The 23,214-nt window shown below is 30.6% G+C and carries 13 protein-coding genes; 7 read left to right on the top strand and 6 right to left on the bottom strand.

From position 1 onward, the window contains the following. Positions 1 to 30 precede the first annotated feature (30 nt). The 7 genes from ACJJVK_RS03905 to ACJJVK_RS03935 all read left to right on the top strand — a co-directional run bounded on the left by ACJJVK_RS03905 (position 31) and on the right by ACJJVK_RS03935 (position 12,434). Positions 31 to 1,950 (top strand): glycoside hydrolase family 97 catalytic domain-containing protein, encoded by a 1,920-nt coding sequence (locus ACJJVK_RS03905; protein ID WP_405563384.1) that lies wholly within the window; start codon positions 31 to 33, stop codon positions 1,948 to 1,950. 99 nt (positions 1,951 to 2,049) lie between these two features. After that, positions 2,050 to 4,368, top strand: coding sequence for a sialate O-acetylesterase (locus ACJJVK_RS03910; RefSeq protein WP_405563386.1), 2,319 nt, complete (start codon positions 2,050 to 2,052; stop codon positions 4,366 to 4,368). Between the two features lie 126 nt (positions 4,369 to 4,494). Continuing rightward, on the top strand, positions 4,495 to 4,749 hold the full coding sequence (locus tag ACJJVK_RS03915; protein ID WP_405563389.1) for a DUF6786 family protein: 255 nt from the start codon (positions 4,495 to 4,497) through the stop codon (positions 4,747 to 4,749). A 6-nt stretch (positions 4,750 to 4,755) separates the two neighbouring features. Continuing rightward, positions 4,756 to 6,261 carry a sulfatase gene (locus ACJJVK_RS03920; RefSeq protein WP_405563392.1) on the top strand — a complete coding sequence of 502 codons (1,506 nt, stop codon included), beginning with the start codon at positions 4,756 to 4,758 and terminating at the stop codon, positions 6,259 to 6,261. 27 nt (positions 6,262 to 6,288) lie between these two features. Further along, on the top strand, positions 6,289 to 7,851 hold the full coding sequence (locus ACJJVK_RS03925) for an arylsulfatase (protein WP_405563394.1): 1,563 nt from the start codon (positions 6,289 to 6,291) through the stop codon (positions 7,849 to 7,851). A 176-nt stretch (positions 7,852 to 8,027) separates the two neighbouring features. Beyond that, positions 8,028 to 10,187, top strand: a complete 2,160-nt coding sequence (locus ACJJVK_RS03930) for a right-handed parallel beta-helix repeat-containing protein (RefSeq protein ID WP_405563396.1) — start codon at positions 8,028 to 8,030, stop codon at positions 10,185 to 10,187. 36 nt (positions 10,188 to 10,223) lie between these two features. Further along, positions 10,224 to 12,434 (top strand): right-handed parallel beta-helix repeat-containing protein, encoded by a 2,211-nt coding sequence (locus ACJJVK_RS03935; RefSeq protein WP_405563398.1) that lies wholly within the window; start codon positions 10,224 to 10,226, stop codon positions 12,432 to 12,434. Between the two features lie 342 nt (positions 12,435 to 12,776). On the opposite strand, the gene ACJJVK_RS03940 is transcribed toward ACJJVK_RS03935, so the two are convergent. The 6 genes from ACJJVK_RS03940 to ACJJVK_RS03965 form a co-directional block, all read right to left on the bottom strand. Next, entirely contained in the window at positions 12,777 to 14,327 is a 1,551-nt protein-coding gene (locus ACJJVK_RS03940) for an arylsulfatase (protein ID WP_405563400.1), read from the bottom strand. A gap of 171 nt (positions 14,328 to 14,498) precedes the next feature. Next, complete coding sequence (locus tag ACJJVK_RS03945) at positions 14,499 to 16,019, bottom strand: glycoside hydrolase (protein WP_405563402.1); 1,521 nt, start codon at positions 16,017 to 16,019, stop codon at positions 14,499 to 14,501. A 3-nt stretch (positions 16,020 to 16,022) separates the two neighbouring features. Then, entirely contained in the window at positions 16,023 to 17,414 is a 1,392-nt protein-coding gene (locus tag ACJJVK_RS03950; RefSeq protein ID WP_405563404.1) for a sulfatase, read from the bottom strand. Positions 17,415 to 17,470: 56 nt separating this feature from the next. After that, positions 17,471 to 18,919 (bottom strand): sulfatase, encoded by a 1,449-nt coding sequence (locus ACJJVK_RS03955; RefSeq protein ID WP_215994358.1) that lies wholly within the window; start codon positions 18,917 to 18,919, stop codon positions 17,471 to 17,473. Positions 18,920 to 19,024: 105 nt separating this feature from the next. Next, positions 19,025 to 21,535, bottom strand: coding sequence for a T9SS type A sorting domain-containing protein (locus tag ACJJVK_RS03960; protein WP_405563407.1), 2,511 nt, complete (start codon positions 21,533 to 21,535; stop codon positions 19,025 to 19,027). A gap of 237 nt (positions 21,536 to 21,772) precedes the next feature. Next, on the bottom strand, positions 21,773 to 22,900 hold the full coding sequence (locus ACJJVK_RS03965; RefSeq protein WP_405563410.1) for a T9SS type A sorting domain-containing protein: 1,128 nt from the start codon (positions 22,898 to 22,900) through the stop codon (positions 21,773 to 21,775). Positions 22,901 to 23,214 lie beyond the last annotated feature (314 nt).

Genomic DNA, 23,214 nt, shown 5'->3' on the forward strand with positions numbered 1-23,214 from the left:
CAAAGATTAATAATATTATAGCAAACATCAATGAAAATCAAGTTTCTTATAGTTTTTTTAGCCCTTTTTATTTCATCATTTGCCATGCAAGGAGCGCAAGATAATTTTCAAGTAAAATCACCAGATGGAAAAGTAACACTAACAATTTCTTTAAAAAATAATAAGCTCAATTACTCAATAGTTTGGTTTGGCACAAAAATGATGGAAACATCTACTCTAGAGTATTTTAATGGTGATAAAGTAACTATAGAAGATCACAAAATTTCTAATGAAGATAAACATTGGGAAGCAGTTTGGGGGCAACAAAAACAAATGAGAGATTATTACCAAGAATTAGAGCTTTCTATTTCTGCTGATAATTCAAAATCAAAGTTTTTAGCAAGAGTTTATAATGATGGACTTGCATTTCGTTTTATTTTGGATAAGGCAACTAATCCTAAAGATATTTTATGGCAATGTACTTATTCGCCTCAAAAGAAAAGTAAATTTTATTTACCTAATGGAGAAAAAGAACCTTTAGGACCTTTAACCATAGAAGAATTATACGCAGAACAATTAAAACCTGGAAAAAGAGGTAAGAAAAAACATTTACATATTCCTTTAGTTGTTGAGACTCCAGATAAAATGTTTATGGCGATTTTTGAATCTGATTTGTACGCAGCAAAAGGGTTTAATACAATGAAGATAGAAGCTGATGTTAAAGCAAATGCAATTGTATCAAAAAATAGTGCTGTTTCAATATCAACAAGACTTTCCTCTCCTTGGCGAGTTGTTTTATTAGGAAAAACTATGGGTGATCTTGTGGTAAATAATGTTGCAATTAATTTAGCAACACCTAATAAATTAGAAAATTCAGACTGGGTAAAACCTGGTAAATCACTTTGGGATTGGAGAGTGCATGGTTACACTGCAAAAGACGGTTTTACCTATGGAATTAATAACGAAAGTTATTACAGATTTATAGATTTTGCAGCAGCAAATAATATTGAATATTTTTTGATTGATGATGCTTGGTACACAGATGTAGAACCAGGAAATATTGAAATGTCTAAAGAATTAGATTTAGCAAAAGTAATTGCATATGCTAAAAAGAAAGACGTTGAAATATTTTTGTATTATGATAGAAGAAAAGGAGATTATGGTGATGAAAAACTATTTGAGTATTATAAATCAATAGGCGTTAAAGGAATTAAATATGGTTTTATGGGCAATAAAACTGATTTTACTAGAGATGCAATTCAATTAAGTGCAGAAAGTAATTTACTCATCAATTTTCACGATGGCCCAGTTCCTTTAGCAGGAATTACAAGAACATACCCTAATGCAATTACAAGAGAATATTGCCATGCACAACAAGATTCTAAAAAAGCTTTTACGCCTAAAGCATTTGTAAGAATGGCATTAATTAATGCTATACAAGGTCCTTTAGATATGAATAATGGAATTTTTGATATTTCTGGTGTCAATGCAAAAGAAAGATTAAAAGGACCTAGAAAACCAAACTCATTACATACCACAGTTACTGCAGAAGCTGCAAGAACTTTAATAATTTTTAGTGGATTAGTTGTGCTTCCAGATGCTCCTGAAGCCTATGAAACAAAACAAGACTTGTTTGAATTTATCAAAAAAATGCCAGTTGATAAATGGGATGAGAGCAAAGTATTACACGCAAAAATAGATGGCTATTTATCAACTGCAAGAAGATCTGGAAAAGAATGGTTTATAGGTTCAGTACATGTAAATGGTGGCGTTTTAGAAATTCCTTTAGACTTTTTAGAAGAAGATAAAAATTATACAATTACCTATTACGAAGATAAAGAACAAACAAATAGCAAAACCAATCCAGAAGCATATCAAATAAGAACCGAAACTGTAAAAAAAGATGCTATTATAAAAGCAAAAATGGTAGCTGGTGGAGGTCATTGTATGTGGATCAAACCAATTGATTAGTGAAAATGAAGTATTCTTAACTTATAAACCAAAAACATTATTTTAGAATCGAGCAATTTATTTTAATTCTAGTTTTTTTTAAATATTAATATTCAACTTATGAAAATATATATAACAACATTATTTCTGTTAATTTTAAATATGGCAACTAGTGCAAAATCTGTTACTGTTAAAGGTTCAATTGAACCAGATTCAACAGTTGTTTACAAAACCATAAATAACACCAAGTTGTCTCTCCATATTTTTAATCCTAAAGGACATAAAATAACGGATAAAGTTCCTGTCATTGTGTTTTTCTTTGGTGGTGGTTGGACTAGTGGTAACCCTAAACAGTTTTATGAACAATCAAGCTATTTTGCAAAAAAAGGGATTGTTGCCATTTCAGCAGAATATAGAGTTAAGAATAAGCATAATACAACACCATTCGATGCTGTAAGTGATGCAAAATCGGCAATTAGATGGGTGCGTAAAAACGCAAAAAAGCTGGGAATTAATCCTGATAAAATAGTGGCTTCAGGAGGTTCTGCTGGTGGTCATGTAGCAGCATGTACAGGTGCTATTGAAGGGTATGAAGATGACAACGAGGATTTGTCTTTCAGTTCTAAACCTAATCTTATGATACTGTACAATCCTGTATTAGATACTACCGAAAAAGGGTATGGAATGGCGAAAGTAGGTGAAGAACGAAAAACAGATATTTCACCAAATCATCAAATAAAAAAAGGAATTGTACCCACTTTAGTGTTTCATGGAAAAGCAGACAAAACAGTACCTTTTGAAAATGCAGAACGTTTCAATGTGTTAATGAATGAAGCTGGAAATGTTTGTCAATTAGAATCTTATGTAGGAAAAGACCATGGTTTTTTTAACAGTCCTTTTTTTCGCAAAAAAAAGGCTGATAAAGTAATTTATGATGAATTAATGGAAAAAAGCTATGCCTTTGTAAAAGCTCGATTTAATAATTCTGAATTAAAACTATCTAATATTTTTAACAACCATATGATATTACAACGTGGTATGAAAGTTCCTGTTTGGGGAACTGCAACACCAGGTCAAAAAGTTTTAGTTGAGTTTGCAGGGCAACAAAAAAGTACAACTGCAGATGAATCTGGAAAATGGAAAATTGAATTAGATACCTTAAAAACTTCTAAAAAAGGAAAAAATTTAATAGTAAAAGGAAAAAACGAAATTGTTATTTCCGATGTTTTGGTAGGTGAAGTTTGGATTTGTTCTGGTCAATCGAATATGCAAATGAAAGTAAGGGCAGTCCCCGAAGTTCAAGCATTGGTATCCAAAGCAAAAAATATTCGAAGCTTTGAAGTTAATAGAACAGTTTCATTACAGGAAGAAGATGAGGTTGTAGGTATATGGTCAACACAAACGCCAACAAGTGCGGTTTCACTTGCTTTTGCTTATTATTTAGAGAAAGCTGCAGATGTACCTATTGGCATAATTCATACTTCTTGGGGAAGTTCTTCATTAGAAGCTTGGATGCCTAGAGATATGGCACAAGATTTTGATTATTTTAAAACCATAATGCAAGATTTTGATGCGGATACAGAAACTCAAAATAACATTAAAAGCATCATTGCAAAAAAAGAAAATCGAACTAAAAAAGAAGATGTTTTTCTACGCAGGCAACCAAATGTTTTATACAATGCAATGATGAAACCTTTAGCACCTTTTGCTGTAAGAGGTCTAGTTTGGTATCAAGGTGAGCGAAATGCAAGATATCTTTCTGGTGTTCCAGAAGTTACTGAAGCCAATTGGTTCCATAAGGTTTCTGGTATGAAAGAATATGGAGATATCTTGAATGCTTGGATAAAACGTTATAGAAAAGAATGGGATAAAGAAAATATGCATTTTATGGTGGTTATGTTGCCAGGTTATGGCAAAGGAACAGAAAAAAAACAAATCATAGATCCTCAAGATCCAACTGAAGAATCTTGGGCTTGGATTCGAGAATCACAACTTAAAGTTTTAAAAATTCCACATACAAATGTTATCAATACTATTGATTTGGGAGCTTTAAAAAATATTCATCCAAAAGATAAACTCCCAATTGGGAAACGTTTAGCGTTAGCAGCAACTAAAGAAAATTTTAAGAAAAATATAATTTCGGAAGGACCAAAAATGAAATCTGTAGCGATTAAAAAAAGACAATTGATGGTGTCTTTTGATAATGCTGAAGGTTTAAAAACATTAAATGGAAAACCACCAACTGCATTTTGGATCGCCGACAAAACTATGAATTGGCAAATGGCAAATGCAAAAATTGAAGGAAATACAGTCATTTTAACCTCTAAAGCAATTAAAAACCCACAATATATTAGATATGCTTTTTCTGGAAAGCCAGATGTAAATTTGGTAAACGAGGCTAATTTACCTGCATATCCATTCAGAACAGATTCAGAATAATTAAAAGAATGGTCTATTACAGCAAATAATTTGAATATATGAGACAAAACAAATCATCTACCTTTATTATCATTGCATACACTTTTTTTGTTATTGCTTTCGTGTAATTCAAAAAAAAACTCAAAAATGGAGAATCAAAATAAAGTAAAGAACGCAACAACTGACACTCATAAAAATGATAGCATAAATACCTATGCAGATGATGTAAGTTTTATGGAGGATTATATCAAAATAATTCAACTTACAGACGCATCAAACAACTCTAAAGTAGCAATTTCAGCAGCGTTACAAGGTAGAATTATGACAAGTAGTGCTTATGGTGATAAAGGAAGAAGTTACGGGTGGATAAACAAAGAATTATTGAAATTAAATCTGCTTTAAAATAATATGATAAAACTTTCTAAAACAGTTTGTATTGCAATGGTTCTTTTGATAGTTTTGGCTTGTAGTAGTCAAGAAAAAGAACAAACCAAACCCAATATTATTTTTATTCTGGCAGACGATTTAGGTTGGCAAGATGTTGGTTTTATGGGAAGTCAATGGTTTGAAACGCCAAATTTAGATGCGTTTGCAAAGGAAAGTTTGGTGTTTAGTGATGCTTATATGTATCCAACGTGTTCACCATCAAGAGCAGCTTTGTTAACAGGTAAACAGTCTTTTAGAACAGGCGTTTATAATGTACCTGTGTTAGAAAGAGGAAATAATCAAGACAATATATTTTCACGTTGGACAGTCGGTTTAGAACATAAAATGTATGCAGAACCGTTAAAAAAGGCAGGTTACACATCCATTCATTTAGGAAAATGGCATGTTGTTGGACCAAATCCTCAAGAAGAAAAAAATTATCCTTTTCAAAAGCATTTAAAACAACCAGCAAACGGAACGTTAGATTGGCTGGCAAATCATCAATCAGCAGAAATTCAACAATATTATCCCATAGGAAAAGGATTTGATAAAAATATTGGAGGCACTTGGTGGGGAGATCCTGCAAGAGGTTATACAAAAGGATATAAATCTGAAAGTGGAGGTTATAAAGCACCTTTTAAAAATCCGTTTATTGAAGATAAAAAAGATGATGAATGGCTAACGGATAGATTAACTACTGATGCAATTGATTTTATCAAACAAAATAAAAAACAACCATTTTTTGTAAATCTTCATTATTATGCGCCTCATCGTCCAATTGTAGCAAGGACTGATGAAGCATATCAAAAATTTATGAACAAACAAGCTGATACCATTACAGGTCAAGGTATTAAAAATAAAAGCGAAGCTGCAGGTTACGCAAGTATGATAGCTTCTATTGATGAGAATGTAAAACGAATTTTTGATTATCTAGATAAAGAAGGTTTGCGCGAAAATACCATTGTAATATTTACATCAGACAATGGTTTTAATGGATTAACAAGTAAGTCAAATGCTTTAAGGGGTGCAAAAGGAATGGTATATGAAGGCGGAATTAGAGTACCTGCTTTTGTAAATTGGAAAGGGCAAATTAATGCTGGAATTTCCAAAACACCTATTTCTGGTATGGATTATTTTCCAACTTTTTTAGACTTGGCTAAAGTTAAAAACTACAATGGTGTTTTAGATGGCAAAAGTATAGTTCCTCTATTAAAAAACAAACTTTTTAAAGAACGACCACTTTTTTGGCATTTGGCTAGTAGATATAAAAATCCGCCTTGTTCTGTCATCAGAAAAGGGAAATGGAAATTGATTCAGTTTATAAATGATGGAAAAGTTGAATTATACAATTTAGAAGAGGATTTAAAGGAAAGTCAAAATTTAATTGATAAAAATCCTGAAAAAGGTTCAGAATTATTGGCAGAACTTGTTAGTTGGAGGAAAAATAATAAAGTACCACTTCCACTGGCATCTGTATTACCATTTTAAAAAATAATTTAAATTTTAAAAAATAAAATGAAATTAAAAATTAGCATACTAGTATTAGTAGTCATTGCAGTTGCTTGCAAAACTACCTCAAATCAAACATCGTCCATAAAACAACAACCAAATATTATTTATATTTTGGCAGATGATTTAGGTTATGGTGATGTCCAAAATTACAATCCAAATGGAAAAATTGCAACGCCCAATTTAGATCAAATGGCTATAAATGGAGTGAAATTTACAGATGCGCATACTTCATCAGCAGTTTGTACACCAACTCGTTATGGAATTTTAACAGGCAGATATAATTGGAGATCAAAGTTAAAAAGTAGTGTAATAGGGGGCTATTCTAAATCATTAATAAAACAAGAACGTGTTACGGTTGCAGAAATGCTAAAAACACAAGGTTATAATACAGCATACATTGGAAAATGGCATTTAGGATGGGATTGGGCACTTCAAGATGGTCAAACATCTATTAATCTAAAAAAAATAAAGGTAGAACCTAAGATAGATTTTAAGAAACCAGTTACAAATGGACCTACTACTCACGGTTTTGAATATACTTTTGGTTTTTGCGGTTCCTTAGATATGGCACCTTATGTATACATAGAAAATGATATGCCTACTATGGTACCCACAACATATACAGCTTCAAAAGGGCAAAAATTTTGGAGAAAAGGACTTACTTCTGAAGACTTTGTACATCAAACAGTATTACAAGATTTAACAGATAAAGCAGTTCAATATATAGACTCAAAAGCTAAAGATAACAAGCCTTTCTTTTTGTATTTCCCTTTACCTGCCCCTCATACTCCCATTTTACCTTCGGAAGCGTTTTTAGGAAAAAGCAATACAAATATGTATGGAGATTTTGTAATGCAAGTAGATGATGTTGTTGGTCAAATAAGAAAAGAGTTGAAACGTCAAGGAATTTCAGAGAATACACTTTTGGTCTTTACAAGTGATAATGGGTGTTCTCCCAAAGCAGATTTTGAAACATTGGCGAAATTTAACCATAACCCAAGTGGGGTATACAGAGGTCATAAAGCTGACATTTTTGAGGGTGGACATAGAGTGCCTTTTATTATAGAATGGCCAGCTAAAGCACAAAAAAACAAGAGTACAGATAAAACAATTTGCACAACTGATTTTTTTGCAACTTGTGCTGAATTGACGGGTCATAGAATAAAAGATGATGAAGGTGTAGATAGCAATAGTATGTTACCACTAATTACAAAAGCAAAAGATATTGATATTAGAGAGTATATTGTTAGTCATTCAATTAGTGGAGATTTTGCAATCAGAAAAGGAGACTGGAAATTAATTACTTGTCCAGGTTCTGGTGGTTGGAGCTACCCTAGTCCTAAAGATATAAGAAAGCAAAAATTGGATTTACCTAAGATGCAATTGTACAATTTGAAAGATGATATTGGAGAAACAAAAAACTTAATTGCAGTATATCCTAAAAAAGCAGAGGAGTTAAAAGCAGCACTAAAAAAGATAATTTTAGACGGCAGAAGTACACTAGGAACTACACAAACGAATGAAGGAATGGATAATTGGCCTCAAATTGAAGCCATTATAAACTAAACCTTTGTAATGATCTTGCTGTTTTTTACGCGTTATTAAAACCAGTATGGGTGAATTGGGTAATAAAAAGCACGAAAAGAGCAACCCCTTTTTTTAATTTGGATAGATATTTGTAATAATCAATTGTATAGATTTAGATAACAGTTTTATTTGAGTAGAAGAAACAATAGAAAATTATGAAAAAAATAATATTTTTAGCTATCACTTTAATTATGGGATGTTTTAGTGGTATATCTCAAACAAATACAGAAAATACAACAGCAGATTTTTTTGTTTCTACACAAGGTTCAGATAATTGGTCTGGTACCTTAGCTACACCTAATGCAACTAAAACAGATGGTCCTTTTGCAACTTTAGAACAGGCTAAAAACACGGTTCGAAAACTCAAAAAAAAGAAATCAACAGACATTACTGTTCTAATCAGAGAAGGAAATTATCAACTTAAAAAAACAGTAGTTTTCGATTTAAAAGATTCTGGAAATGATAATCAGAATATCATTTATCAAGCATATCCAAATGAAAAACCAGTGTTTAGTTCTGGAAAAGGAATTTCGGATTGGAAAAAAGTAACTAATACACTGCCAAACTTACCAAAAGAAGCAGTTGGTAATATTTGGGTTGCCAATGTTTCTGATAAATTTCTAACGCTTTATGATGAGGAAGGGATGTTGCCACGTGCACAATCAGAACGTTATATGCCTTTAAAAGGAAGTAAAAAGAACAAACTCCTTTTTCCTAAAGGAACTTTAAAAAATTGGTCGAATGTAGAAGATGTAGAGATTTTGGTGCGCCCAACAAGAGATTGGATTGTAAATATGTTACCACTAAAATCTGTTGATGAAAAAAAGGGAGTTGCACTTACCTCTGTTGATGCTACTTATGCTATTACAAAAAAAGGTTTTTGGGTAGAAAATGTGTTAGAAGAATTAGACAAACAAGGAGAATGGGTGTTAAATACAAAAGAGAAAAAAGTATATCTCTGGCCCAGAAATAACAATTTTTCTATTGTTGCTCCTACTTTATTAGAATTGATTAAAGTAGAAGGTAAAATAGATTTTAAAGGTGCAACAGATATTCCTGTGAAAAACCTTCATTTTCGTGGACTTACTTTTAAACATGGAGAGCGTTATACGTTAACCAAAGATGATGCTGGTTTACAACACGATTGGGATATGTTAGACAAGGATAATGCAATGGTTCGTTTTAGAGGTACAGAAAATTGTTCTATAGAAAATTCTCATTTTTTACATAGTGGAAGTGGTGCAATAAGAGTTGATTTATATGGTAAGAATAATAACATTTCTAACAACCATATAGAACAAATGGGTGGAGGTGGAATTCTACTTTGTGGTTATGGTCCAGGTACTAAAGATGTAAATAAAAACAATACAGTTTACAATAATAATATTCATCATATAGGTGAAATTTATTGGCAATCTCCAGGTATTTTTCTTTGGAATAGTGGAGATAATAGAGTAGCCAACAATTTAATTCATAATACAAATTATTGTGGTTTAATAGTTTCAGGTTGTGTTATTCGATTTTTTAAACCCTCTAACAGAAGAGAACAACATAGAGCCATTCGTTGGCATGAAATAGGGAAATTACCTAAAAAATTAACACCAAATGATGTTCGTCCATATTGGCATAGTAAAAATAATATCATAGAAAATAATGAAATTCACCATGTAATGAAAAAGTTAGGTGATGGAAATGGTATTTACATACGTGCAGCTGGAGCTGGAAATATAATTCGTAGAAATTATATACATCATTTAGTCGCAAAAACGGGTAAACAAAGTGCTATTAGAACAGATGGAGGACAAATGGACGTGCTAATTTCAGAAAACCTGATTTACAAATGTAATTCACAAGGCATGACCTTAAAACTCAATAATCGTTTTGAAAATAACATTATTGCAGATGTTGGTCCACCTAGAGGTGGTCTTTATTTAAAATTGGTAGAAGGTCCATCAACAGGAGCAACTTTGAAACGAAATATTTTTTACTCAACTACAGATATGTGTATTTTTCTTTCTGAACCAAAAGCAGGAAAAGGTTTGGTAGGTGAAGATAGCAGAGGTAGAGTGCCAGCAAGAATTAGAGATGTTGACTCTGATTATAATATTTTTTATAGTAAAGCAGATAATACTATTGCAGAAAAGAGGTTAGCTAAATCACAAAAAGATGGAGTTGATAAAAATAGTAAAGCAATAGATCCAATGTTTATGGATCCTGAAAATGGGGACTTTAGATTTAAACCAGATTCACCTGCTTTAAAAATGGGTATTTTACCTATTGATGTTACAAAAATTGGTTTACAAATTAATAAATAATACCATTAGATTCTATTAAAATATATATTGATAAAGATGAAAATTACACATAAGATTAAAAATAAATGGATTCTAATACTAACCTTAATTATTGGTTTTGGATGTAGTTCTGCACAAGTAAATACAACTCTTAAAGCAGACTTTTTTGTATCCACACAAGGTTCAGATAATTGGTCAGGAACATTGGCAGAACCAAATGCAACTAAAACAGATGGTCCTTTTGCTACTTTAGAGCACGCTAAAAACGCCGTTAGAGATTTTAAAAAAGGAAAATCAAAAGATATTTTAGTGTACATAAAAGGTGGTGTATATCAATTAAATAAAACTGTAGTTTTCGATTTAAAAGATTCTGCTGAAGATAATTACACAATTACTTATGCTGCATATCCAGGAGAAAAACCTGTTTTTAGTTCAGGAAAAGAAATTAAAGGATGGGAAAAAGTAACCACAAAACTTCCAGGACTTCCAAAAGAAGCAGAAGGAAAAGTTTGGGTGGCAAATGTGTCTGATAAATTCTTAACGCTTTATGATGATGAAGGAATGCTACCTAGAGCACAATCAAAAGGAATTATCACTGGCGAAAAACAAAATGGAAGAAATCGTCTTAAATTTCCTAACGGATTTTTAAAAAATTGGGACAATGTAAAGGATGTCGAAATTAAAGTAAGACCTCATCATGCTTGGATAACAAATATGCTACCTGTAGTTTCTGTAAATGAAAAAACAAATACAGCTAATACTTCTATTGATGCAACTTATGCTATGAATGTACTTCATTTTCTAAAAAAAACAGAGAACTGTTGGATAGAAAATGTAATAGATGTTTTAGATAAAGAAGGAGAATGGGCATTAAACACAAAAGAAGGTAAAGTGTATCTATGGCCAAGAAACGATTCTCCAGTATTTGCGCCAACATTAATGGAATTAATTCGTGTAGAAGGAAAGATTAGAGAATCTAAACAAGAAGACATTCCTGTTCGTAATTTACATTTTAATGGTTTAACATTTAAACATGGAGAAAGATATACTTTAACTTCAGATGATAAAGGTTTACAACACGATTGGGATATGATGGATAAAGACAATGCTTTGGTTCGTTTTAGAGGAACAGAAAATTGTAGTATCGAAAATTCTCATTTTTTACATAGTGGAAGTGGCGCAATTAGAGTAGACTTACATGGTATTGGTAATAAAATTTCTAACAACCATATAGAACATATGGGGGGAGGTGGAATTCTCCTTGCAGGATATGGACCAGGAACTAAAGATGTAAATAAAAAGAATACAGTTTACAATAACAATATTCATCATGTAGGAGAAATTTATTGGCACTCACCAGGAATTTTTGTGTGGCAAAGTGGAGAAAATTACGTGGCAAACAACTTAATTCATCATTTAGATTATACAGCAATTATTTTATCTGGTTGTATGACTCAATTTCTTGCTAAAAAAGGAAATGGAAGAGAGCTTTTAAGAACATTTAGAAAGGACGAAATGCCAGCGTTTACAAAAGATGTAACTTTAGATGAAGTATTGCCTTATTTACATACACATGATAATATTGTAGAAAACAATGAAATTCACCATGGAATGCAAAGACTTGGAGATGGTAATGCAATTTACATTCGTGGTTCTGGTAAAGGAAATATCATTCGTAGAAATTATATTCATGATATGGTAGCAGATATGATTATGCAAGCTGCAATTAGAACAGATGGTGGGCAAACAGGAACGTTAATTACCGAGAATATTATTTTCAATGCTACATCTCAAGGTATCCTTACCAAGTTAGATAATAAAGTAGAAAACAATATTGTTGTAAATATTATTGCTCCACCAAGAGGATACTATTTGTCTGTAAGAGAAGGTCCTTTAACTGGGGCAACTATTAAAAATAATATCTTTTATGCATTTACAAACGAATCTAGATTTATTGATGAATTACCTCCAGGAAAAGCAGGAAGTTCGGAAGACAGAAGAGGTAGAGCATTGGCTAGAGCCATGGATGCAGATACAGATAACAACATTTATTTCTGTAAAACAAATCCTGAAAAAGGGAAAGAATTGATTGCAAAGAATCAAAAAAACGGAATAGACAAAAACAGTAAAGCAGTAGATCCACTATTTGTAGATGCCGAAAATGGCGATTTTAGATTTAAACCAGATTCACCAGCATTAAAAATGGGAATTAAACCTATTGATTTTTCTAAAATAGGTTTACGTAAAACAAATAATATAAAGGAATAAGGATGTACAAACAAAATGTAAAATAGTTTTATCAACAATTGTTTGCTTTAAGTTTTTACTTGATTTAAATACTTAGTAAAATAAAGCTAGTCTTAGCTATCTATTAAAATTTCTTTGACAATTATAAATGCTCTGACAAACATTAAAATTATTTATCTATTCTGATATAGAAACTGTCATAGAAATTTTTATAAAATCAGATAATGAAACTATTTTACATTTAATTATAAAAAACGTTTAATACAACTTCTTCTTTTTTGGTAATTAATTTTACTTTTTCTTTAATATTGCATGCATCTATATTTTAAAAAAAATCTGATACGTTAAAAAAATATTTTAACTTTAATTCTGTTCTACTTCATTTATTTTTTGACCTCTCAACATTTCAAAAACTTCAATCATTTCTAATAACTTCTCAGATTTTTTTTCTGCTAAATTTTGTTTTTGACTAACATCATCCTTTAAATTATACAATTGAAATTCAGGTAAAACACCTACATCAATATTTACTTTTTTATTAAACCTCCAACCTTTGTATGGTGGAATCATTAGCCAATCTCCACTTCTTAAAGCTGTTCTAGAATTTGCTTCAATTATTAAATGACCTCTTCCCTTATCTGTTTTTCCTAAAAATGTATTTATTAATTCTTTACTATCTGTAGAATTTTCTGTAGTTCCTGTTAAGTTTGCTAAAGAAGCTAGTAAATCCATCTGGCAAACAATAGCATTTGAAATTGAAGGTTTAATTGTTCCTTTCCAATATGTTATAAAAGGGACTCTTGTACCCCCTTCTAACAAACTGTATTTACCACCTCTTAAACCTCCTTTAGGGTCGTGTTTTCCCAATTTTTCTACAGCATCATCATAATATCCATCATTTAAAACGGGTCCATTATCACTAGAAAAAACAATTAAAGTATTTTCTAAAACACCTTCTTTGTCTAAAGTTTTTATAAACTCTCCAATCACCCAATCTGCTTCTAAAATAACATCTCCTCTTGGTCCCATTCCAGATTTACCCACAAATCTTGGATGAGGAGTTCTTGGCACATGTGGTTGTTGCATAGCATAATATAAAAAGAACGGATTTTCTTTATGAGTTTTTACATAGTTTTGTGCTTTATCTAAAAAATGATCTGCCATATCAATATCAGACCATTTTGCAGCATCTCCACCTTTCATATAACCAATTCTAGGAATTCCGTTTACAATACTATTATTATGTCCATGATGCCATTTCATTGTTGTCATTTCTGGATTAGATTTAGCTGTTGGTTCTCCTTCAAAATTCTTTTTATAATTTACTTCAATAGGATCGTTTTTATCTAAACCAACTACATAACCATTATCTATATAAACTGTTGGAACCCTATCTTGTGTAGCTGCTAAAATATACGATTCATCAAAACCTACTTCGTTAGGACCTGGAGTAATTTTCTCATTCCAATTTACATTACCACTTCCTAAACCTAAATGCCACTTACCAACAATTGCTGTTTGATAGCCTTGTGTTTTAAGTATTTTTGGTAAAGTTTGTTGCTCTTCATTAATAATTAAAGGAGCAGAACCCGATAAAATTCTTGCCTTTTTATTTCGCCAAGGATACACACCTGTTAATAACGCATATCTACTTGGTGTACAAGTTGCAGAAGATGCATAACCGTTTGTAAATTTAATTCCTCCATTGGCTAAAGCATCAATATTTGGCGTTTGTAATTCTGTTGCACCATAGGCACTTAAATCACCATAACCTAAATCATCTAAATAAATAACAACTATATTTGGTTTTCTATTTTTCGTAATTGTTTTTGTTTCTTTTTTTTCTGATTTGCAACTTAACATTGCAAAAAAAGACAAAAGAGAAATTTTAAAAATGATTTTATTTAAATACATCAGAATAAATTAAGTATTGATTGATTTTATAATCAAAAATAAGAATACGGCTTTGATACATTGGGGTAATAATCATACTAAAAAGGTAAACAAATGTCTCTTATTTCTATTTTATGAATTTTTAAACACTTAGTTTTCAAATATTAACTGATTTACAAATTTTTAATCGTTCTACTCTAAAATTAAAGTATTAATTGATTTACCCGATATTTTGACACTTTTTTGATTAATATTTTCTTTTAAAGGTTTTAAATCGGAATCTTTATTAGTTACATATATTTCTTTTATGTTACTATTAAAACTTACTTTAACTGCTGCTGATTTTTGATTAACCAATACAATAGCTATAGAGTTATCTAAATTTTTATATCCTGAAATTAAAACTCCTTTTTCTAAATTTTCAAGAGAATTTTGATCTTTATAATCTAGTTTAATTCGTTTTGCTTCTGGTCTTATAAATCTTGAATAATTACCTAATCCCCATAATAATTTGGAAGTTTTAAAAACACCATCTTGTTTATTTTTATCATGATAAATCAACCCGTCTTTATAATTGTATGGAGATATTGCCAACCACCAATGCCATGCACTTGCATTTGCAATCGTTAAATCTGCATGAATTAATCGTGCTACATATAAAGCCGTTTTCATTGTTAAGCCCTTGCCCTTGCCTCTTATTTCTGCATTATTTTCTAGAATACAATACTCTGTCATCCAATATTCTAAATTCGGATATTTGGTTAACTTGTTACTTATTTCTTCTCTCTTTCTTTTTAATTTTGAGATATTCCAAGTGGTAAAATAACTATGACCTGCAAACTTTGGTGCCACAGATTGTAAATTTCCTATATAAAGTTCGTTTTTTGGATTAAAAAATACTTCTATTTGATTACTTCTATTTTTCTTTCTTTTTATTTCTGACGTTAAATAATCTATTTGTCCTGCTTCAGAGACTTCTAATTTAGCATCTAATTGATGCATTATAAAAACAGAATCAATTATTTTTGTTGCTTTTGATAACTCATCATTATTCCAGGGAGAACCTTCTTGCTTTCCGTTTTTCCAATCCCATTGTGGTTCATTAAACGGACTGATATAACTAAATTTTAGATCTAAGCTATCCTTAAAATGTCTTACTACATCTTTTAAAAATAACGCATAATTTGCATAATTACTTCTTTTTAAATTTGTTGATAATCCATCATCAGAAAATGCTTTATGATTCTTTGTAAATTGCACTGGTGGACTATTTACAAATCCAATAAAAGAGGAAACACCTCTTTCTTTTGCTGCTTTTAAAAACCATTGTTGACCCGATTGTCGATTCCAATTATAAGAACCATCATTATTTAGAAAGCCTTCTGCCCTTCTCCATTCATCTTTAATTTTACTACTCTCTTTTTGTTCTGTACTTCCTGCACCAATGTTAAATCTCCAAGTAGTAAGACCAATTCCTTTAAACGTTCCGTCATTATTTTTTTCTGTACTAAATAATAAATCGGCTATTGCTTCTTTTTTCTGTAAAGGCCATTCCCCTACAAACTGCGCAGACCAAGCATCAGATGCTCCAAAATTATGAACCGTTTGAAACTCCACATTTGGGTAAACTTTAATATTTAGATTTTCAATTTTATTTTGTGAAAGTAAAAAAGCATTAAAAAATAAGAATATGATGAATGCTTTATATTTCATTTTTTAATGATTTTTCTTAAATTTATTAGGCACAAAATCAGCATCATATTTTGGGTTTAATTCAGTTGGGATTGGCGCATTTATTTCTGTTCTCCAAGCATTTAATTTCTCTAATAATTCTGATGCTTTTTTAGGATAAACCTCAACTATATTGTTTTTCTCGCCTAAATCTGATTTTAAATTATACAATTCAATTTCGTTATTTTCAAAATATTGATGTAATTTCCAATCTCCATCAATAATAACAGAACCTGGTCTTGTTCTAAAAAAAGGATCTCTTGCTTGATCTGTTTTAGCATTATAAGCTTGTAAGTAAATAGGAAAATGATAATATAAACTTCTGTCTTTTATTATTTTCCCTTTTAAAATTGGCAAAATAGATATTCCATCTAATACTTTTTTAGGCATATTTACATTTAAAATATCCATAAAAGTTGGATAAAAATCTAAATTGGTAATAGGAATTTTAGAAACTGTATTTGGTTTTACAACTCCATCCCAAGAAATAATATATGGCACTCTAATGCCACCTTCGTAGTAAGAACCTTTACCTGCTCTTAAAGGATCTTGATTAGAAATAGCTCTTATTCCACCATTATCAGAAGTAAAAACAATTAATGTGTTCTTTAAATTTAAAGCTTTAATTTCATCTAAAATTAAACCGATATTTCTATCAACAGTTTCTATCATACCTGCATAAATTGCCTTCTTTTTAGATGAATTACCTTCCTTTTCTGAATATTTTTTTTCTAATGCAGAAGTAGTTGACAAAGGTGTATGAACCGCATAAAAAGGCAAATACACAAAAAACGGCTTCTCTTTATTATCTTTTATAAACGAAATGGCTTCTTGCGTTAATCTATCTGTTAAATTTTCACCTTTTTTATGATCAATAATATTCTTGATATTATATGGGCTAAAATATCCATTCTTTCCTGGATTTCCATTATGACTTCCGCCAACATTTACATCAAAACCCTGTGTTTTAGCATCTTCCCCTAAATGCCATTTACCAAAAGTACCTGTTGTATAACCTGCTCTTTTTAACATTTCTGCAAGTGTTACATTTTTATCAGCTAAAACTACTGTATTTTTAATCGGAATTATTTTTCTAGTTTTTGTGTTTCCTCTATCAGAATTACTAACTGTATAAATACCATGTCTAGGCGTATTTTGCCCACTAATTAAACATGCTCTACTTGGTGCACAATTTGCAGCAGATGCATATCCATTTGTAAACTTTAAACCACTTTCTGCCAGTTTATTAATGTTAGGAGTTTCGAAAAATGTACTTCCATAAGTTTCAGTATCCATCCAACCTAAATCATCTACATTTATATAAATAATATTGGGTTTTTTTTTTGAATCTACAAAACTCTGAGCGTTAACAGACAAGTATCCAATTAAAAAAAAGATATAAAAACACTTTATTTTACACATCATTTTAATTTCTAATTATTTCTGTTAAATCGTTTTAATCTTTGTTTTTTATTTGTATCGCCTCTTAAAACTCTTTTCATTTTATTGGGGTTAGTATACAATATTTCTTTATTTTCCATCAATCTTTGATGAATATGATGCGTAACCTGCATCCAATCTTGTTCTTCTTGCCAAAGTGGAGCTTTCATTTTAGCTTCCCAATTTGTAAGCTCTTTTTGTAATAATTGATATTGATCAGGGTCTTGTTTTTCTAAATTTATAGTTTCTCCTAAATCTTCTTTTAAATTGTATAAAACAGATCCATAATTTTTTAAACGAATCATTTTATAATCTCCTATTCTTGCACCTGCTTCCTCTAATTTTCTCCAAAATAATTTATCATGAGGGTTTCCTGTTTTATCGCCCTTTAAAAAAGGTAATAGATTTACACCATCTAAAATTAGACTATCATCATTTTTAATATTTGCAGCGGCTATAGAAGTAGTAAAAATATCTAGAGAAGAAGACAATCCTTTAAAAGTTTGCCCTCCTTTAATTTGTGCTGGCCAACTTACTACAAATGGTACTCTATGGCCCCCTTCAAACTTATTACCTTTCCATCCTTTTAAAGGACCTCCACTAGAATCATTATTTGCGGCTCCACCATTATCACTTAAAAAATAAATTAAAGTATTATCGGCAATTCCTAATTCTTCTAACTTCTGTTGTAGTTTACCAATATTTTGGTCTAAAGACCAAGTCATGGCTGCTAAATATTGTCTTGGATGGTCTTTAAATTTTTCTAAATCCTCTTTTTTAGCCTCCATAGGTGTGTGTACTGCATTATATGCTAAGTACATAAAAAATGGATTTTCTTTGTTATCTTCAATATATTTTACAGATTGATCTCCTAAAACATCTGTTAGATAACCATCAAACACCACTCTTTTTCCGTTATTTTGTAGCATTTTTCCTTTTCTAGGATTTTGTATTGGAAAATATGATCTACTTCCAGTTTCAAAACCATAAAACTCATCAAAACCCCTTTGATTTGGGTGATCAGATTCGTCTTTTCCTAAATGCCATTTACCCAATGCCATTGTTTTATAACCATTGTTTTTAAACACATCTGCCATTGTAGTTACATCGTCAGAAAGTCCTATTTCTCCAGAATCGCCATAACCTGTTCCATTAGCTTCAAAACCAAAACGCTGCTGATATTTACCTGTAATTAAGCCTGCTCTACTTGGTGCGCAAACGGTTGCACTTACATGTGCATCTGTAAAAATAACTCCACTTTTTGCTAATTTATCTATGTTAGGGGTTTCTAAATCTTTAGACCCCATAAAACCAAAATCTGCATAACCAGCATCATCAATTAAGATGACAATTACATTGGGTTTATTTTCTTTTTTGGTAATGTACTGTCTATTTCCTGATAGAAAAAAAGCACAAAATATAGTGATAAAAAAATTTTTCATATTAAAAATTTATAATTCTATTATAATGAGAAATCTTTAGTAAAAAATAAACTTTTCATTAAAAAAAAGAGGCTATTTTTAGATAGCCTCAACTTTTTAATGAACTTAATTTTTAATTATTTTAAATATTTTATTATTAGTTTTACCTTTAAGTTCAACAAAATATAAGCCACTGTTTAAATTACTAAAATCTATTTCTAATTTAGAGTTACTTTGGCTGATTTTGTTTTCTAAGATCTTTTTTCCTGTATAACTAAAAACAGTAACTATTTGATATAAACTATAATCCTCTGAACTTATGGTAAGTTTATTAATAACAGGATTAGGGTACGCAATTATTTTGGAGAACTCATTCTTTTGGATACTAAGAGCACCATCAACATACACAGTAAAACTATAACTAGATTCACAACCGTTGTTATTTATTCTAGTAACAGTATAAATTCCTGCTTGTGCTGATGTTATGTTATCAATAATAATTTCTCTTGTAAATAGTGCTTCATAACCATTAGGACCAGACCAATACCAAATACCATCTCCACTTGAGTTAGGTCCAAATGTAACTTTGTCTCCAGATGCAACATATAATTCACTTTTTTTATTGGTCCAAGCTTCAGTATTTATTCTTGAATAAGGGTTAATACTAGGTAAAGAACTACAAACCGCAGTAACATTATACACTATATCTGTACTACATCCTCCTGAACTAGTATATGTAGCTACATAACTACCCTCCATATCTGCATAAAAGTTTTCAAATTCAATTTCTCTTGTAGAAGCACTATAATTATTTGGTCCTTTCCATGTCCATGTGCCTTCTGTAGCAGGTTCTGGTGATAATTTTAAATACTCTGCTACATCAATTGAAATATTATTACCTGTTGTTAATGAATTACTTCCTATTTGATAATAAGGCGTTGTTGCAGGAGTTGAATTACAAATTACATTAACAGACATTGTTAAAGTGCTTGTTTCTCCACTTGAACCTGTGTACGTTGCCACATAATCTCCTGCCATACTTGAATTTACACTTGAAATAGATATATCTCTTGAGGTAGCAGTAAATCCATTTGGACCATCCCAAGTCCAACTACCATTAATTCTAGATTGAGGCCCAAAATCTATATTGTCTCCTTCGTTTACAGTAATTGAAGTAATATTATCTCCAACCCAAGAGTTTGCATTGATACGATGAAAAGGATTTAATTTATAATCTATTTTAATAACAAAACAAGTAAGACTTTTAGCTTTTACATTTGCTAAAAATTGATTATTATTTGTTGCTTCAAAAGTATTTTTTACACCTTCAATTTCTGAAGATTCATCCCAATAAGTTGTTTCGACAATCATGCCTTCTTTAAGCCCTAAGTTGTTGATATCGATTAACAAATTATTGTATTCAGTGTCACTTTTATTAATAACCCATAAAGCTATTTGATTATCATCTCCAAAAGCCATAGTACTAACATCTGACATGTTAGTAATTGACGAATTAATGTAGTTTTTATTGACAGCCTCTGCTGCAAACTTTTGCATTATATAATAGGATCTCATTCTAACAGCCTTAGATCCATTGTTAAAAAATATAGGTTTTCCATAAAATCCATTCTTTTGAACTTCTTGATAACCTCTTGGCCAGATTTCAAAAATTAATTCTCCTTGTAACCCACCTTTATACATTTCACTTTTTTCTGTGTAGATGCTTAATGGATAATCTATACTTACATCAGAAGTTATAAAACCACCACCAGCATGCCCTGTTTCATCAGCAAAAGCATACTTACCTGCATTTTGAGCAGCAGTAATAAATTGTTGCCATGTTTTGTTTTCTCCAGACCATAAATTATGAGAACTAAAACCATACACATACTGGGCAACATCATTGTTTACATAATTATTTACCACATTTATACCTTGAGAAATAGACCAAGTACCAGAATCTACAATAAGAGGCATGTCTATATTTCTTTGTTGTAAAATAATTATTAAGGCCTCTATAGTTGCCTTAGCTCTACTTACCGTTAAAACTTGTACCCATTCTTTAGAAGTAGATAAATAAGTAATTGGTACTCCTGAGTTTTTCATAAACTCTAGATAATCTGCTAAAAATAAAGCATATTTTTCTGCATTAAAAGTTTTGGTACCTGTAGCACTACCATTAACATATGCATAATCGTAAATAAATGTTGGTAAATTATTTCTATCACCCTGACTGTAACCATGATAATCTGATTTCATCGTTGCAAAAAATTGAATATTAGGATTCACTTCCTTCATCATTTTCATTGCAGTGACATCTCCATCATAAGTTGAAAAATCCTTTTGCCCTTCAGTCATCTCTTGTAATTTATCATACCTTACACGAAAAGCATTAAAAGGAATGTCTTTTGTTACCCAATCAATAATTTCTTTTTGATTTCTAGATTTTAAAAAATTTGGTCCACTTCTTTCCATATCTCCTCCCATTAATGAAATGAATTGTTCCTTATCATTTGCGTTTATAAATATCGATTGAGCGTACCCTTTTAAGGTAAACAAGAATAAAGTAAATACCATAATGATATTTACAAAAACAACGTTGTTATGTATGATTTTTTTAGAGTATTTTTTTTTCATAATTAGTGTATTTAGTTAAGAGATGACAATCTATAGAACTTGATAAATATACATGGCCTATTAATGTTTCACATTAAGGGTATTTTTCGCTATATTTAATAAAATCAGTTATAATACCAATTTAACCATAGAATGACTTATTGTTATTTGGTATAATTAGAATATTTAAACTGATTTGTTTTATAAAAAAATGAGAGATATTATCTCTCATTTTACATACTAAATTAAAATAACTTGCTATTTTTTTATAATTCTAATTGTCTTAACAACATTTTCTATATCATTAATACATTTTACAAAATAAATACCACCAATAGATAATTGACTAGTATTCACTTGACCGTTAACAACTTTAGAAACTTGTATTTTAGATCCTAATACATTATAAATCTCAACAGAACTTACTTTTTCTGAAGTAAAATTTAATTGATTTTTAACTGGATTTGGATATGCTTCAAAATCTTTTTCTGTAGTTATTGATTTTGTAGATAATACCCCTCCATTGTTACTTAGAGTTAAAACTTCAGCATCAGACAATGCTGTGTTAAAAATTGCAATATTGTCATATCTTTTCTGAATATCTTGAGTTCTTCCATTATTACTAACTGAATTTTCATCAAATAAACCAGTTGTTTGGTTTAAGCTAGATCCCATATATCCTAAAAATATTTTTCTATTATCCCACTCCCCACTTTCTTGTGCAGTTTGTGAAGTTGATAATAACACACCATCTTTATACAATTTATATTTTTGATCAGAAGATGTGTATGTTAATGTAACATAGTCATAAAGAGGAAGAGCGTTCGTATTTGCAAATTTTATAGACCCTCCAGGAGTACCATTACCTCCAGACCCATCACCAATGTGTAGGTCAAGACCATATACCCAACCCCCTGATTTTTGTAAAAGTCTATCTTCTTTCCATATATTTCCGTCAGATGAATCTTGTCCAACTATGGTTAATATTGATGCTGCTGACCCCATACGATGACCAAAAGCTGAATATTTCATAGAAATAGAAAAATCTCCTTCGCCTATAACATTTTCATCAATCATTAAATGACCTGTGTAATCTAACTGTATTACCTTACTTCCTAATTCAGAATCTGTAATAATTATATTAGGAGATTGGCTAAGTCCAGTTTGTTCTTCAGTATTGGTTTCTAATGCTAATGTGGTTGTTCCATCATAATAGTATAGATTTGGAGCCCTATATATGGTTATGGTACCTGTAGGTTCAACATTAGTAATACCAGTAGGTAAATTATTTAATGGATCTGTACCTTCAAAATCTAAATAAGCAGTTTGTGAGAACCCAAGAGTCCCTACAAGCATCAACCCTAAGAATAAGTATTTTTTTTTCATTTTAAAATAGTTTTAGTTAAATTATTAACCAAAACTAGTTAATTACATTAGTAATCAATGGGCTATATTGTTTCAATATAGGTTGGGGAATGTTGCATTTAACATTTTTTAGGTGAGTATAACAACTTCTATAAAACTATTATTAGAAGTCCTAAATTGATTTTGTCTCAATTAGAGGTAGCGTATATAAAAACAGATAACAATTCCAATACTGTTAATTGCCATTAGCCTTTATAAAAAGGAATTATATTATGTAATTGAAATTAATCTAATGAGATATTCTTTAAATTTACATTGTTAAACATAAAAGATAG

This window comes from Polaribacter sp. Asnod6-C07 (assembly GCF_045063625.1).
In the GTDB taxonomy this organism is placed as follows: Bacteria; Bacteroidota; Bacteroidia; order Flavobacteriales; family Flavobacteriaceae; genus Polaribacter; species Polaribacter vadi_A.